This window comes from Streptomyces sp. NPDC002520 (assembly GCF_053595235.1).
This window is the reverse complement of record NZ_JBSFXG010000004.1, coordinates 170,826-185,212: the sequence shown is the minus strand read 5'-3', so window position 1 is coordinate 185,212 and position 14,387 is coordinate 170,826. Positions and strand designations below refer to the sequence as shown.

Genomic DNA, 14,387 nt, shown 5'->3' with positions numbered 1-14,387 from the left:
CCCTGTTCAGGTAGTGGACCGTCACCCGGGCAATCCGGGCGGGTGCCCGCCGCTCGTCCCAGCCGCCGGGAGTACTCGACGGCACGATGGTTCCGCACGCGGAACATTCGCCGTGCGAGCCGGTCTCGGTCCCGCAGTCCGCGTGGCGGGTGCCGGCGGGGCTGGCGGCGCTGGGAGCGGTGGCTGCCGTAGCGCTACGGGACCGGGCGTGAGGCCCCTCTCTCCCCAGCTGTCCCTCACCCCGAGGCCACCCGACCGAGGCCACCCGGCCGAGGTCGCCCTGCCCCGCCCTGCCCCCTTCCCCCACGGCGTCCGACCGCCCCTCACCCCCGAGGCCGCATCGACACCAGCTTTCCCCACACCGCCATCCGGTACCGCGAGGTGAACTCCGGCGTGCAGGTGGTCAGGGTGATGTAGTAGCCCGGCTCGTCGTACCCGTACCCCGGCCTGACGATCGAGCGCGGCACAGGCCGTACGACCCCCGAGTCCCGGGCAGTGGTCTGCGGCAGGATCCGGTCCACCGCGTACACGTACACCGCCCCCTTCGTCTCGACCTGGATGACGTCCTCGATGCGGAGACTCGGCAGGTACCGGAAGGGCTCGCCGTGGGTGTTGCGGTGCCCGGCGAGCGCGAAGTTCCCGGCCTGGCCGGGCTGTTGGGTGCCGGGATAGTGCCCGACGTACCCCTTGTTGAGCACGTTCGCCTTGCTCACCCCCTCGGCGACGGGGACGCGCAGGTGCAGCCGGGGGATGGTGAGGACGGCGTACGCCTGGGAGGGAAGGGGCCGGCCGGACACGACGGCGACGGAGCCGTACGACGACCGCTGCCGGGCCGCCCGCTCGTGACCGCCGGACCCGACTGGCGCGGCGGACGCGGCTGGCGCGGCGGACGCGGCGGACGCCGACGGAACGGGTTCGGCGGACGCACCAGCGGGCGCGGAAACCCCTCCCGCACCACGCCCACCCCACTCCCTCTCCAGGGCCTCCACCTTCCGCTCGGCCCCCTGCCGCGCCTCCCGGTTCGTCCACCACACCTGATGCACGACGAGCAGCATCACCACCACCCCGACGGTGACCAGCGCCTCACCGGCGCCCCACAGCCCCCGCCGCCACCTCGCCCGCCTCCGCCGATCACGGTGCCGCACGACCCGCATCCGTACACCCGCCTCTCCAGAAGCCGCCCGCACGATAAGGGCACGGGCTTCAACTGGCCATAGACAAAGGACTTGTCACCGCTGTCCACCGCAGGGTCCGCGCGAGTGTCCGCGCGACGGTGACACTCCACCCCCACGGTGACCGAGCCCACGGCCACCGATGACCAGCACGCACTGCACCTCCGTCACCGGTCGGCAGTACGGTGTCCCCCATGCGCCCCGACACTCCCGCCGAGAACGTCGACCACACCGCCGAAGCAGCACGCCTGGAGCGGACCGCCGGCCTGTACCCCGAGGACGCCGAGGCCCTCCTCCTGCGCGCCGCGGCCCACCTGGAACTCTCCGGCGACCGCCCCGCCGCGACCACGCTCTACGACCGCCTGCTGTCCGACGCCGCCTCGCTGGACGACCCCCACCTCGTCCGCGCCCTGAAGGCCTCGAACCTCTGGGAGTACGGCCACGAGGCGGAAGCCAGGGCGATCATCGACGGCATCCGCGCCTCGGCCCCTCGCGACCCGGCGCCCTGGGTGATCGTCGCGGAGTCCCTGGAGTCCCACGACGAGCTGGAAGCGGCGGCGGAGACCTTCACCGAGGCGGCGGCCCTGTTGCTGACCGACGCCGGCGACCCCCCGCACTCCACCCACCCCGTCCTCTTCGGCCGCCACCGGGTCCGCCGCATGCTGGGCCTCCCCCACGACGACTGGGACACCCTGGCGGACTCCCTCCACGCGTCCCCGGTCACCCTGGACGAACTCCACGACCCCAAACGCGTGTGGTCCCTGGGCTCGGACAACCCCGCCGAACTCCAAGCGGAGATCTCCCGCCTCCGCGCCGAACTGGGCGCCTACCGCGAGGCCCTCTCCCGCCCCTTCCCGGTCGCCGTCCTCCACTGGCCGGCCCCCGAACTGGCCGAACTCCTCTCGGCCTACCCGGACCTCGCCACGGAGTACTCCTCCCACGAGGACCACCTCGCGACCATAGAGACCTCCCTGCGCGAGCTGTCCTCCTCGGGTACGGCGAACCTGGGCATCGTCACAGGCACGGTCCCGTCGTACGAGGCGTTCGCGGCGTCGGAGGGTTCGTCGCCGGGCGACATCACCTTGCTCCCGCAGTACGCGACGACGCTGGCGGCACGGGGACGGGCGGTGGCTTGGCCTCCGCAGAGGGGGGTGGGGTGCTGGTGTGGGTCGGAGCAGCAGTACCGGGATTGTCACGGGACCTCGAGAGCCTGAAACCGGCAGCGTCAGGACTCCTGAGAGCTGCCCCGGGACAGAGTCTGGGAACGGTTCGCCCCTGGAGTGCGTCCAGGAACATCGAGCGCGTTTATTCCGATCCCACCACTCCTTCACAACATGCCCACGCTACCGTCATATACGACAAGCTGAACTGGCATGCCCGCACACATCCCGGGCACGTCCCGGCCCGCGAGGAACACCTGCATGACGCCCAACCAGCCGCCCTCGGAATGGCAGTTCGACGTACCCACCACCGGGAGCAAGCGACTCCCTCCGGCGGCCAGGTCGTTCGAATCGCTCGCGCACCAGGGCTACGGGTTCGAGGCGGCCATTGCCGACCTGATAGACAACTCGATTGACGCAGGGGCCCACAACGTCGTCGTGAGCTTCCTGCGGGATACGGGTGAGCGAGGCGGACGAGACCGCCTCGTCGGCCTGCTCGTCATCGACGACGGCCACGGCATGGACGAGGCGGCCCTGGACACGGCCATGACGGTCGGTGGGCGCGAGGGATACGCCGCTGGTGCCCTCGGACACTTCGGTGCTGGACTGAAGGCCGCCTCCCTCTCTCACGCCAACGCGCTCACGGTGATCAGCCGGACCAAGCGCAGCCCTTCGGTCGGCCGCCGATGGCTTACCGCCCGCGCGCAGGCCGACTTCACCTGCGACATCGTCGACGCGACGTACTGCCAGAGTCTGGTCGACCGCTACGACGGGGTCATCGGCTGGCACGGCACGATCGTGCGCTGGGACCAGGTTCGCACTTTCGAGACCATCACCGACGGTCAGACCGACCGCTATCTCAATGACGCGATCGAGCGGCTCGAGACCCACCTCGGTCTTCACCTCCACCGGTTCCTCGCCCGGGAGGACTTCCACGTCGATATCGTCGTCGAGGACGTACACACCCGTGAAGAGCTGGACCATCGGGGGGTGGAGCCCATCGACCCCTTCGGCTACCGGATCCCGGGCCGCCCTGGTTATCCCCGCACGTACGTCGCGCCCGTCGAGGGCGTCGGGGACGTCGCGCTCACCGCGCACATATGGCCACCCAAGTCACCGCTCGTCGCATACCGCGGCATCGGGCCACTCTCCGAGCGTCAGGGCTTCTACCTCTACCGCAACGACCGGCTCGTCCAGGCCGGCGGCTGGAATGACACCCGCAGCCCGGAGGGTCATCTCGCCCTCGCTCGCATCGCCGTCGATCTGCCACCCGAGCCCAACGATGTCTTCGCCCTGACCGTCAAGAAGGACGGAGTCCAGGTCACCCCTGCGTTCGCCCGGGGGCTGGAGAAGGCAGCGGCCCTCGCCACCGACCACACTTTCACCGAATACGTCCGTGAGGCCGAGACGACCTATCGCGAGGCCGCCAAGCGACGTACAGAAGTCAAGCGCACGGCCGTCATCCCGCCCGGCAAGGGCCTCGATCCGAAGCTCAAGCGGACGCTGCGGGACGAACTGCCACAGTTGGAAGGCGACGACCCCATCACCTTCAGCTGGGCGAAACTCGACGTGCCGACCGGCGTCGACTCCGCAGACCTGCTCTTCACGATCGACCACAAAGAGCGCTTGGTCATCCTCAACAAGGACTACCGGCACGCCTTCAACGGCGGCCGCCATGGGGGGTCGAACGATGCCCCGGTCCTCAAGAGCCTTCTCTATCTGATGCTCAACGAGATCTTCCAGAAGGAGCGGGTCTGGGCCAACCAGACCGACAAGGTCGCCCTCTGGAACAGCGTGCTCGTTACCGCGGCACGGGCCGAACTCGCCCGCGCCGAGGACTAGTTCCTACCTTCTCCCGCGACCTCCCCGCGCCTCCGTCTCCAGAAAGGCCGCCCAGCCGCCGTGACCGCCGAGAAGACGCCCGCTCCCGACCACCTCACCGCCCTGCACGGCGACGTCCTCGACGCGATGAGCCGGCGCGGCCCCAAGCCCTTCGCCAGCCTCGCTCTCGCGCTCTCCGATGGCGACGAACCGGCGGACACGGACATGTCCCGCTTCCGCGACCGCGTCCTGGCCGCGAGCCCTGGCGACGAACTGCTCGCTCTCTGGGGCCGCAAGCTCACGGCATGGGACTTCGAACAGTCCCCCGCGTGGTCGAGCACCACGCCGCGCACCCCGGAGCGCCGCGCCGAGGTCTACGACCGGCTCGCGCTCGGCGCGGATCTACGCAAGGCGCTCGACGCGTCCGTCCCTGTCCACGAGGAAGCGGGCCCGGTCACCATCAGCCGCGAGTTCCAATCCTGGTACACCCGGGAGCAGGCGGCGAACCGCTCCTTCTACTGGACCTCGTACGAGCGGCTGCTGCGCCGCAAGGGCTGGAGCGACGCGGCCGTCTCCAACCTGGACGAGGCGGCCCACGCGGTCGTCGAGCGGCTCGCCGACCCCACCCGCGATGCCCCCTACGGCGCGCGCGGACTCGTTGTCGGCTACGTACAGTCCGGCAAGACCGCCAATTTCACCGGCGTCACCGCCAAGGCCATCGACGCGGGCTACCGCTTGGTCATCGTTCTGGGCGGCACCCTGAACCTCCTGCGCGGCCAGACCCAACGCCGGCTCGACATGGAACTGATCGGCCAGGAGAACATCCTGGGCGCCGCCGACCCGGACGACCCGGACGCCCTCGTCGGCATCGACTACCAGGACGACGAGGACTGGCCTGCGAAGTTCGTCTCGTTCGGTGCCCGGCCCTCCATGCTCGGCGCCTTCGACATCGAGCGTCTGACCTCGCGCGACCGTGACTACATGGCGCTGGAGCGCGGTATCAGCGCCCTGGAGTTCGAGAAGCCGGACCGGACCCGCCCCCTGTACGACCCGGCGAACCTGCATGCGGCCCGCGCCCGCGTCATGGTCGTGAAGAAGAACAAGTCGGTGCTGGAGAAGCTGGTCAAGGACCTCAAGAAGATCGGCCCGATCCTCGGCGAGATACCGGCGCTGATCATCGACGACGAGTCGGACCAAGCCTCCGTGAACACGACGGACCCGAAAAAGTGGGAGGCCGGCACGGTCACCCGCACCGCGATCAACGGCCAGATCAGCAAGCTCCTCAAACTCCTGCCCCGCGCCCAGTACGTGGGCTACACCGCGACTCCTTTCGCCAACGTGTTCATCGACCCGGGCGACGAAGAGGACCTGTTCCCGCGCGACTTCCTGATCTCCCTCCCCCGCCCCACCGGGTACATGGGCGTTCAGGACTTCCATGACCTGGACACCGCCGACGGCGACGAGGGTGAAGCCGAGAAGAAGCACGTCCGAGGCATCTACGACTCCACGGGCGACCGTCTCCAGGAAGCCCTGGACGCCTTCGTCCTCACGGGCGCTCTGAAGCTCTACCGCGCCGAGCACGGCCTCCCCTCCGGCCCGTTCCGGCATCACACGATGCTCGTGCACGAATCGGTCCGCATGGCCGAACACGCCGCCCTCGCGCTGCGCATCAACACCATGTGGCACAACGCCGCATACACGGGCCCGGAGGGCCACACACGCCTGGCATCCCTCTTCAACAAGGACTTCCGCGACCACGTGGAGGGCTCCCTGCCCACTCCCACGACGTACGCGGACCTCAAGCCGTACGTCCATGGGGCGCGCCGTCTCATCAACAAGGGCGGCACCCCCGTCATAGTCGTCAACGGCGACAGCGAGCGCGACTACGACCAGCCCGACCTGGACTTCGACCGCACCCCGAACGTCTGGAAAATCCTCGTCGGCGGCACCAAGCTGTCCCGGGGCTTCACGGTCGAGGGCCTGACGATCACGTATTACCGCCGCACGACACAGCAGGCCGACACCCTGATGCAGATGGGCCGCTGGTTCGGTTTCCGCCCCGGGTACCGGGACCTGGTGCGGCTTTACATCGGCCGCGAGGAGCAGCTCGGTAAGGGCCGCGCCGCGAAGACGGTCGACCTGTACGAGGCCTTCGAGGCAATCTGCCGCGACGAGGAACTCTTCCGCGCCGAGCTCGCCCGCTACGCCCCAATGGTGGACGGCCGCCCCCAGGTCACCCCCGCCCAGATCCCGCCGTTGGTGGCCCAGCATCTGCCGTGGGTGAAGCCGTCGGCTCGGAACAAGATGTTCAACGCGGAGTTGGTGGAGGTGCGGTCGCCGGGCACGTGGGTGGAGCCGACGGCCTACCCGGACACCGCGGACGGGCTGGCTCACAACACCGACTGCTGGGAGCCGGTGCTCGCCGCACTGGGTCAGGGCCCGGTACGCCTGTCGGTCGGGGACGGCCCCGCGTACGAGGCGCGCGTGGGGACGGTCTCGCACGAGACGCTGACCAGAGTGCTGTGCGACCTGCGTTGGTCGATCCCGAGCCAGTTCTCGCCGCACCTGGAGTTCCTGCTGGAAGCGGGGCGGCAGCCAGCGGCGATCGACGACTGGCTCGTGATCACGCCGTTGCAGACCTCGGTCAAGCGCGTGGAGGCCCGGATCCTGGGGCACGGCCCGTTCACCCTAGCCCGCCGTACCCGCCGGCGCGGCTCGCTCTTCGGCGCGCTCAGTGAGCCCAAGCACCGCGCCGCCCCCTTGCGCATCGCGGGCGCCGTCGCGACGGCCGGGAACACGTCGGTCGAGCATCTCGTCGGCCCGCGCCGAGGGGCACTGCTGCTCTACCCGGTGGTCGAGTCCGAGCCGCGCCTCGCCTCCGACGGGACGATGGACCCTGGTGACGTCGTCATGGCCTTCTCCTTCGTCGCGCCGGAGTCGTCGGTGGGAACCGATCGCCCGCTGGTCCGGTTCCGTACGATCGACTCGGGCCGGCAGGATGCGATCGTCGTCGACCGAGACGACGCACAATCCTGAGGCGCGACATCATTGGACAACGTGAAGCCCTCCTCCTCCGGCGTCTCGGCACGCATGTCCCGTCAGGCCAGCAAGGACACCAACGCCGAGCTGGCCGTGCGACGCCTGCTGCACGCGGCCGGCCTGCGCTATCGCGTGGAGTACCCGGTGCCGGGAATGGCGCGGCGACGCATCGACGTGGCGTTCACCCGGGCCAAGGTCGCCGTCCTGATCGACGGGTGCTTCTGGCACGGGTGTCCGGATCACGCCACGCAACCGAAAGCCAACGCCGAGTGGTGGCGCAAGAAGCTCGACCGGAACATGGCCCGCGATCTGGAGACGACGGCGCACCTGACCGCGCAGGGGTGGACGGTGCTGCGGTTCTGGGAGCACATGCCGCCCGACGAGGTTGTCGCGGCGGTACGGGCGGCGGTGGAGCTGGAGGGACAGGGCCGGGCCGCGGCAGCAGAAGGACGCGATCGTCGGACCGCTGAAGGACAGCAGTAGGGGGATCGAATGTCCGACCGGCTGGGTTTCGTGGACATCTGCGCGGGTGCGGGCGGCCTCGCGTCGGGGCTGGAGAGCGCGGGTTTCTCGCCGGTGCTCCTGCTCGACAACAAGCCTCAGGCCTGCGAGACGCTCCTCGCCAACCGACCGGACTGGAAGGTCGTCTGCGAAGATCTGATCGACTTCCTCCCTGACGAGCACCCGGAGACCCTGGACGTCGATCTGCTCTCGGCAGGCCTGCCCCGGGTGAAGTCCTCGGCCGCGGTGGGACGGCCGGACAGCGAGCCGGAACTGCGGCTGCTCACGGCCACGATCTATCTGGTCCACGCGGTCCAGCCGCGCGCCCTGCTGCTGGAGAATCTCCCGGCACTCGTCGATTCGCCCACCTATGCGGAGGTGCGCCGGTTCGTCGCGGAGGAACTGACCCACCTCGGCTACCGGTTGCGCTGGTTCGTGCTGAACGCCGCGGACTTCGGCGTGCCACAGGACCGCGAACAGGGTGTCCTGGTGGCGCTCAAGGAGCCCTGGTTCGACGCATTCGCCCCGCCGGAGCCGACGGTGAGCGAGCACGTCTCGGTCGGCCAGGCGCTGCGCGGCTCGATGGCGGCACGTGGTTGGCCGGAGGCCGACGCTTGGGCGGACCAGGCGAGCGCCGTGGCTCCGACCCTCGTCGGCGGCTCGGACAACCGGGGCGGTGCCGACGTCGGTCCGACCGGCACGAAGCGTGCCTGGGCGCGGATGGGGATCAATGGGAACGCGTTCGCCGACGAGGTGCCGGGGCCGGACTACGTGTGGCCCCGCTCGGACGACGTGGCGCAGATGCCGAAGATCACGGTGGACCAGGCCGCCGTCGTCCAGGCCTTCCCCCCGGAGTGGCGGATCACAGGCCAGAAGACCGCCCGATACCGGCAGATCGGCCATGCCACACCTCCGCCGGTCGGCAGGGCGCTCGGCGAGGCGATCGCGACCGCGCTGCGGTCCTCAGGCGGGGAGTAGCCGGTGGGCGATGGCACACCTGACGGCCGGCTAAACTTCTCGCTCATGAGCCACGCCACGCACACACCCTCCTCACCTGCGGTTTTTCGCATCGTGGACCTGTTCGCAGGACCTGGAGGGCTGGATGTGGCAGCGGAGGCCCTCGGTCATCAGGTCACCGGCATCGAATGGGACGACAACGCCTGCGAGACCCGTGCGGCGGCGGGGATGGACACGTTCGCCGGTGACGTCAGGGATTACCGTGCCGCCGACTTCCCGCACGCCCAGGTGCTGACGGGCGGGCCGCCCTGCCAGACGTTCACCGTCGCCGGACACGGGGCCGGCCGTAGGGCCCTGGACGAGGTGCTGAGGTACATCGAGCAGTTGCACAAGGCCGTGCGCTCGGATGCGACGCCTTGGCCTGAGATCGACCGCACCTGGAGCGGAATCTCCGAAGAACTGCGACTCAAGGCCGCCGAGGCGGACACGGTCAAAGCCCTGAAGCGTGAGGACGAGGCAGCCCGCTCTGTCACCCGCAAAGCGGCCCGGAAGCGCCTCGCCGAGCACGGTTGCTCGACCGAGGAGATCAAGCTCGCGCTGAAGACGACGGAGGCGCCGCGCGGGCTCGCCCGTCGGGACGTCGACCTCAAGAACCTCTTCGATGGCCTCGTCTACCTGGAGAAGTCACTCGACGCACACCGGGCCAGGTTGGAGGAGCTGGGCGACGAACGGACTGGGCTCGTCCTACAACCATTGTGGTGGGTGATCGAACGCAGTCGACGCCCGGGGTTTGTGCCCTACGAGGCCGTCGTACTGGAACAGGTGCCCGCTGTGATGCCTGTGTGGAAGGAGTACGAGAAGGTGCTGGCCACTCTCGGCTACCGGACCAGGACGCAGATGATGCACACCGAGGCGTTCGGCATCCCGCAGACCCGTAGGCGTGCCGTGCTCATGGCCAGGCTCGGGGAGATCGACATCCAGGAGCTGGAGGAGCCCCACGAGCGCTACCGGTCGGGCGGTGCTCCCGCCGCCTCCCGCGACGCGGATCGCGCGGACGCCGGACTCTGGGAGGTCGACGAGAAGAGCGTGGGCGGGAGGAAGGGGCCGAAGGACTCCTGGGTGTCCATGGAGGCCGCCCTGAAGAAGGCCCGGGACATCGCGCGGGAGATCGTTCCGGACCTGGACCTGCCGGACCGCCCCGCCTTCACCGTCGTCTCGAACTACGGGACAGGCGGCGACCCGGCCGCACGAGGACGCCGTGACCACGACGCCCCGTCCTCCACGGTCACCGGGAAGGTGTCCCGCAACCGGCTCATCGACAAGGCCACGAACACGGATCTCCCCCGTTTCGAATTCGCCGAGGCCGGGGTGCTCCAGACGTTTCCCGTCGCCTACCCCTGGCGGGGCCGCGACCGGTCCCAGCAGATCGGCAACGCGGTGCCGCCCCGGCTCGCACTGCACGTGCTCCGGCATGTGCTCGAACCGGAGCTGAGCGAGGAGGATGCCGACACCAGGCTGGAGCAGGCCGTGGCAAAGCTCGAGAACTGGCGTCCCCCGAGCGAGCCGGCGAGGATCCGCCGGCGGGAGGACCTGGAGGGTCACCCCCTCACCGGAGGGTGACCCCTCCGGCTCACCCCTGCGGCGCCCGCCCTCGGACCGGTGCCGTCTCGAAGAGGTCGGCGAAATACTTGGTCAGCGTCTCCACGGACTCCTCGGGAACGGGCTCCTCCTCCGGCCCCGTCGGCAACTCGTGGCGGGGCACCGGGGGAGCCGTCTCGGCCTCGTCGATCCAGCGGCGCAGATCTTCGGGATCCCGCCACTCGTCGGCGGCCATCGCGTCGTAGACCAAGGTGGCACCGGCCGTGTTGATCGCAGCCATGAGGCCGTTGACCTCTCGGCCGGTGGTGGCGATGCCGCTCTGGAGGACACGGACCAACGCCTGGGCCGTGGGGCGGTGGTCGACCAGGTCCGACCGCATCACGGTGTGGATCAGATCCTGATTGGAGCAGGCAAGCACCACTGGGGCGTAGTCCCCGCCGTTGCGGAACAGTTCGGCCGCCCACCAAAGACGTGAGAAGCACTGCCGGTCGGGGGCGCCCTTGAAACGGGCCGGGTCGACACGAGGCTCGGGAGTCTTTGCCGAAGGCGCGGAGAGATGCCGCCACACCACGTAGTCCGGGGCGACACCGAGCGCGAGGTGGTTCCAGATCCGCCGGTCGGCGGCTTCCCTCCGAGTCAGGCGGAGAGCCGCGTGCAGACGGGGTGCCAACCAGGCGTCGGCCTCCGTCCGGTTCTCCTTGAACTGGTGCAATGCGTCGTCGATCAGTTCCCGGAGGGGTTCCACCCGCCATCGGGGGTCGTCCTCCGGGAGGGGCACGACGACCTTCGCCAGGTCCACGCCCCCGTGCCCCTGGATCCCCCGGAGCAGATCCTCGGTGAGGAAGGGGTCGGCGGCCGTGGCGGAGAGCAGACCGAGTCGCTCGGGGTGGTGGTGCGGCTGCTCGATCACGGCCGGTCCTCTCGGTTGATCTGCTGAAGCGCGCGCAGGACGTTGGCGAGCGACTGACGCGCACCGGCACGACGCACGGCGGCGTAGTGGACGCGGGTCTGGAGTTCCACCCATCCCGCGTCGCCGGTCCGCCGCCGGTGGACCTGGCGCAGCGCGTCCTCGGCACGGAGGCCGGGCACCACGTCGGGGAGCATCTCCCGCAGCACCTCCCCCCTCCAGTCGGTGGGGAACACGGGCGAGCCGTCGGGCTCGATCTCCAGGTCACCGACCGCGCTGTGGAAGACGGCCGTCCACACGTCGGTGGCCATCTGTGAGAGCAGCAGCTCGTGGACCTTGTTCTCCATCCCGCCGGTCTCGCCGCCGAGAAGGTCGGAGAACCCCTCGACGTCGGTGTTGACCATCACCAGCGGGAGCCGGCCCGAGGCGTCGACGACCCAGGGGGCGTCGGCGTAGGGGCGCAGCCATTCCCGCGCGCTCTTGCTGAAGCTCGTCTGCCTCACGTCGAGGCGCAGTCCGCCGAGCGGTTCCTCGGCGGTCGTGTCGATCGTCCAGTCGGAGTCGGTCTCCGTGATCGCCCGGCCCCGCACCCCATCCAGGGTGGCGACCGCATGGACCGCCAGATCGGCACGGCCGACGTGGTCGTCGCGGCGCACCTCGATCGTGCCGGACCACTCCTTGCTGTCCGGGGCGTCCTGGCGAAGTTCGGCCGTGGTGCGGACATTGGTGTCGCCGTCGGTGAGCACCGCGAGGACCCGCAGATCGCTCCACGGGGCGTCGGGGTCGGTTGCGCCGGGGGGCAGGGTGGCGGACAGGCCGATCCTGGCGGACAGCCAGTCCTCGTGCTGTGCCACGCCCAGGGCGACGGTCCTCTGCGGCGTCGAGAACGCAGAGGTATCCAGGTGGTCACGGGTACGGTCGGGCAGCCTGAGCGAGACCGAGGTCACCCTGAGACCGACCGGGCGGTTGAGTCGCTTGTACGGATAGAACTTCATGCCTCACTCCCCTGAACCGGCACGGAGTTCGAGCGCGAGTCGCGTGAGTTCAGTGCGGACCGGATGGCTGGTGGGATCGGTGGCCCCGCGGAACACCGCCTTGCGGGCGCCTTGCTCGAAGTGCAGTACGCCTCCCTCCACCTCACAGCCCTCCACGGCGACGAGTTCGGCCCAGTCGAGTCTGGGCCTGCCGCCCGAGCGGACGTCGAGGAGGACCACGGGGGTCATCGCGGGCAGTTCGTCGGCGCGTGGAAGTTTCACCTCCGCGGTGATCCGCCACTCCCTGTTCTCGCCGATCTCGGCGTCCAGCTCGACCAGTTCCGGCACGGTCGGCCCGGACCCCCGTTTGGGCGCGGCGGTCTTGCGCGCGACCGTGAGCTTCTTGCGCAGCTTGGCACTCTCCTCGGAGCCGGGGCGCTTCGGCCGGACCACCAACTCCTTGACGGCTGCATTGACCTCGGTGGTGAGTCGGGAGATCCGGTTGTGGGCGCTGTGCGACCAGCGGAGGGTCAACTCCTCGGTCTGGCCCCATCGGTCGTGCTCGGGGGGCTCGGCGGCCCGTAGGAACTCCTCGGCCTCCCCTGCGAAGGGATCCGACTCCCCCGCCGCGTGACCCACCAGGAGAACGGCCTGGAACTGAGTGACGCCCAGGGGCAGACCGTGGACGGTCGACTTCTTGACGGTCATCCGGTTGCCGCGCAGCGAGTGGACCTGGTTCGGCACCCCGTCCTTGTCCTCAGCCTCCGTGACCAGGAGTACTCCCTGGTGCGTGCCGAGCGTGCCCGTGCGCCCGCCGGACAGGGGGAGCCGTAGCGGAACGGTACGGAGGGCCACCTGGCCGACCTCGGTGAGCCGGTCCACGGTCTTCCCTTCGTAGAACGCGCGCAGCGCCCGGCTGCGCGCGGGCTGGGTGTCCATGGGGTCGACCGTCTCCTCCTCCACGACGACCTCGCCGTTGCGATACGTGCGCACCGAGGTCTCCAACAGTGGAAGCCTGCTGCCGCCTCCAGTCATGGCCGCCCAGAAGTCCCGGCCAAGCGCCTCGACCAGACGTCGATGCATGACGCGGATGTCGCGGATCCCGTCACCGTCGCTCGAGTTCCCTTCGTCGTCGTCCGAGTCGGTTCCGCCCTGCTCGAGGCTCGCCACGTCGTGGGCGCCGACGATGAGGAAAGACGTGCCCGGCTCGTCGTTGTCGCGAGTGAGATAGAGGCGTTCGACCGTCTTCTCGTCGGCCCACCAGGACCGGACCACCTCCGCGTTGGGCGTCTCGGGGTCGGGGCGCCCCAACCAGGCGGGGCCCGCGTACGGGGTGCCGTCGACGGAACGCCACGGCAGCTCCAGCCGTCCGATGACGCGGCGCTCGGTGCGACCCTCGTGCGGGACGGAGAGCGTGGAGTTGATGAGCACCATGCCCAGCGCGCTGGTGGCCCAGAGCGTCGCCTTGCCGAGTCCGTACGAACCGCCTGCGCTTCGCCCTGTCTTGAGGCTCTCCAACTGCCTGCGGACGACGGCAGCGAACTTGCCGTCGTCGTAGTCGTCGCCGGTGAGGCCGGAGGCGTTGTAGTCGTCGACCCGGAGGAGGACCAGGCGCCCCTTCTCCAACATGTCGCGCACGCCCGCGTCCACGACGCGGCCGACCTTCTGATCGGCAGCGGACTCGGAGACCGCCGAGTAGTGGGGGCGGAGTTCGTCCCAGAGGACAGCGGCGCGGAACGCCTCCAGCTTCTCGCCGGTGAGTTCGTGGAGTGTGTAGCGCACCCGGACAGGTCGTCCGTTCTCCACGAGGCGCTCGTCGAGACTGTTCTGGCAGGTCTCGCGCGCGAGGACTTGGACGTCCGCGTCGAAGGCGAAGGCCGCGGCGTTTCCGCCGTCGCGTCCTCCGTCCTGGTACCCGGGCCGGTGGTACCAGGTCACCGGCAGGCCAGCCTGCGTGTCGGTGGTACGGGTGTGCACGGTGCCCAGGTCGGTTCCGAGCGCCTTGGCGATCTCACCCATGACGGTGGGGCGCGGGACAGAGCGCTTGGTGATCCACGCCGAGACGGCGGCGCGAGTCAGCCCCAGTTCCTCCGCCAGCTCCGCCTGCGTCTTGTTCGCCAGCTTGAGCTGACGGGACAACCAGGGCCCGAACTCCTCACCGACCTCCATAGGGCCTCCCGCTCTCTGCCGTATGTCGTTGTGCCACAGTCATGGACAGGCTAATTTGACACAAGGGCAAACGTCAACTGACGCTTGA

General features: G+C 69.6%; 10 protein-coding genes. 6 read left to right on the top strand and 4 right to left on the bottom strand.

Annotated elements, in window-relative coordinates:
* Positions 1–323: 323 nt before the first annotated feature.
* Complete coding sequence (locus ACWD5D_RS08970) at positions 324–1,154, bottom strand: class E sortase (RefSeq protein WP_451372114.1); 831 nt, start codon at positions 1,152–1,154, stop codon at positions 324–326.
* A gap of 212 nt (positions 1,155–1,366) precedes the next feature.
* Between ACWD5D_RS08970 and ACWD5D_RS08965 the strand changes: the two genes are divergently transcribed.
* The 6 genes from ACWD5D_RS08965 (at position 1,367) to ACWD5D_RS08940 (ending at position 10,270) form a co-directional block, all read left to right on the top strand.
* Positions 1,367–2,386, top strand: a complete 1,020-nt coding sequence (locus ACWD5D_RS08965) for an SEC-C domain-containing protein (RefSeq protein WP_451372113.1) — start codon at positions 1,367–1,369, stop codon at positions 2,384–2,386.
* Between the two features lie 207 nt (positions 2,387–2,593).
* On the top strand, positions 2,594–4,174 hold the full coding sequence (locus ACWD5D_RS08960) for an ATP-binding protein (protein ID WP_451372112.1): 1,581 nt from the start codon (positions 2,594–2,596) through the stop codon (positions 4,172–4,174).
* Positions 4,175–4,300: 126 nt separating this feature from the next.
* Positions 4,301–7,189, top strand: coding sequence for a Z1 domain-containing protein (locus tag ACWD5D_RS08955; RefSeq protein ID WP_451372311.1), 2,889 nt, complete (start codon positions 4,301–4,303; stop codon positions 7,187–7,189).
* A gap of 54 nt (positions 7,190–7,243) precedes the next feature.
* The gene (locus tag ACWD5D_RS08950) at positions 7,244–7,675 is read left to right on the top strand and encodes a very short patch repair endonuclease (RefSeq protein ID WP_451372310.1); all 432 of its coding nucleotides are present in this window, start codon (positions 7,244–7,246) and stop codon (positions 7,673–7,675) included.
* Positions 7,676–7,684: 9 nt separating this feature from the next.
* The gene (locus tag ACWD5D_RS08945; RefSeq protein ID WP_451372111.1) at positions 7,685–8,671 is read left to right on the top strand and encodes a DNA cytosine methyltransferase; all 987 of its coding nucleotides are present in this window, start codon (positions 7,685–7,687) and stop codon (positions 8,669–8,671) included.
* Positions 8,672–8,716: 45 nt separating this feature from the next.
* Complete coding sequence (locus tag ACWD5D_RS08940; protein WP_451372110.1) at positions 8,717–10,270, top strand: DNA cytosine methyltransferase; 1,554 nt, start codon at positions 8,717–8,719, stop codon at positions 10,268–10,270.
* A 10-nt stretch (positions 10,271–10,280) separates the two neighbouring features.
* Here the strand turns inward: ACWD5D_RS08940 and ACWD5D_RS08935 are convergent, their stop codons facing one another.
* Genes ACWD5D_RS08935 through ACWD5D_RS08925 form a run of 3 tightly spaced genes read right to left on the bottom strand, consistent with a single transcriptional unit; the run spans position 10,281 to position 14,299 of the window.
* Positions 10,281–11,159, bottom strand: coding sequence for a DUF6339 family protein (locus ACWD5D_RS08935; protein WP_451372109.1), 879 nt, complete (start codon positions 11,157–11,159; stop codon positions 10,281–10,283).
* The gene (locus ACWD5D_RS08930; RefSeq protein ID WP_451372108.1) at positions 11,156–12,151 is read right to left on the bottom strand and encodes a hypothetical protein; all 996 of its coding nucleotides are present in this window, start codon (positions 12,149–12,151) and stop codon (positions 11,156–11,158) included. The genes ACWD5D_RS08935 and ACWD5D_RS08930 overlap by 4 nt, the downstream gene beginning before the upstream one ends.
* 3 nt (positions 12,152–12,154) lie before the next feature.
* Positions 12,155–14,299: a helix-turn-helix domain-containing protein gene (locus tag ACWD5D_RS08925; RefSeq protein ID WP_451372107.1), complete on the bottom strand. Its 2,145-nt coding sequence runs from the start codon at positions 14,297–14,299 to the stop codon at positions 12,155–12,157.
* Positions 14,300–14,387 lie beyond the last annotated feature (88 nt).

What these genes read in the sequence shown, in the direction of transcription:
- ACWD5D_RS08970 (WP_451372114.1), bottom strand. Translation starts at nt 1,154, where the DNA reads ATGCGGGTCGTGCGGCACCGTGATCGGCGGAGGCGGGCGAGGTGGCGG.
- ACWD5D_RS08965 (WP_451372113.1), top strand. Translation starts at nt 1,367, where the DNA reads ATGCGCCCCGACACTCCCGCCGAGAACGTCGACCACACCGCCGAAGCA.
- ACWD5D_RS08960 (WP_451372112.1), top strand. Translation starts at nt 2,594, where the DNA reads ATGACGCCCAACCAGCCGCCCTCGGAATGGCAGTTCGACGTACCCACC.
- ACWD5D_RS08955 (WP_451372311.1), top strand. Translation starts at nt 4,301, where the DNA reads ATGAGCCGGCGCGGCCCCAAGCCCTTCGCCAGCCTCGCTCTCGCGCTC.
- ACWD5D_RS08950 (WP_451372310.1), top strand. Translation starts at nt 7,244, where the DNA reads ATGTCCCGTCAGGCCAGCAAGGACACCAACGCCGAGCTGGCCGTGCGA.
- ACWD5D_RS08945 (WP_451372111.1), top strand. Translation starts at nt 7,685, where the DNA reads ATGTCCGACCGGCTGGGTTTCGTGGACATCTGCGCGGGTGCGGGCGGC.
- ACWD5D_RS08940 (WP_451372110.1), top strand. Translation starts at nt 8,717, where the DNA reads ATGAGCCACGCCACGCACACACCCTCCTCACCTGCGGTTTTTCGCATC.
- ACWD5D_RS08930 (WP_451372108.1), bottom strand. Translation starts at nt 12,151, where the DNA reads ATGAAGTTCTATCCGTACAAGCGACTCAACCGCCCGGTCGGTCTCAGG.
- ACWD5D_RS08925 (WP_451372107.1), bottom strand. Translation starts at nt 14,299, where the DNA reads ATGGAGGTCGGTGAGGAGTTCGGGCCCTGGTTGTCCCGTCAGCTCAAG.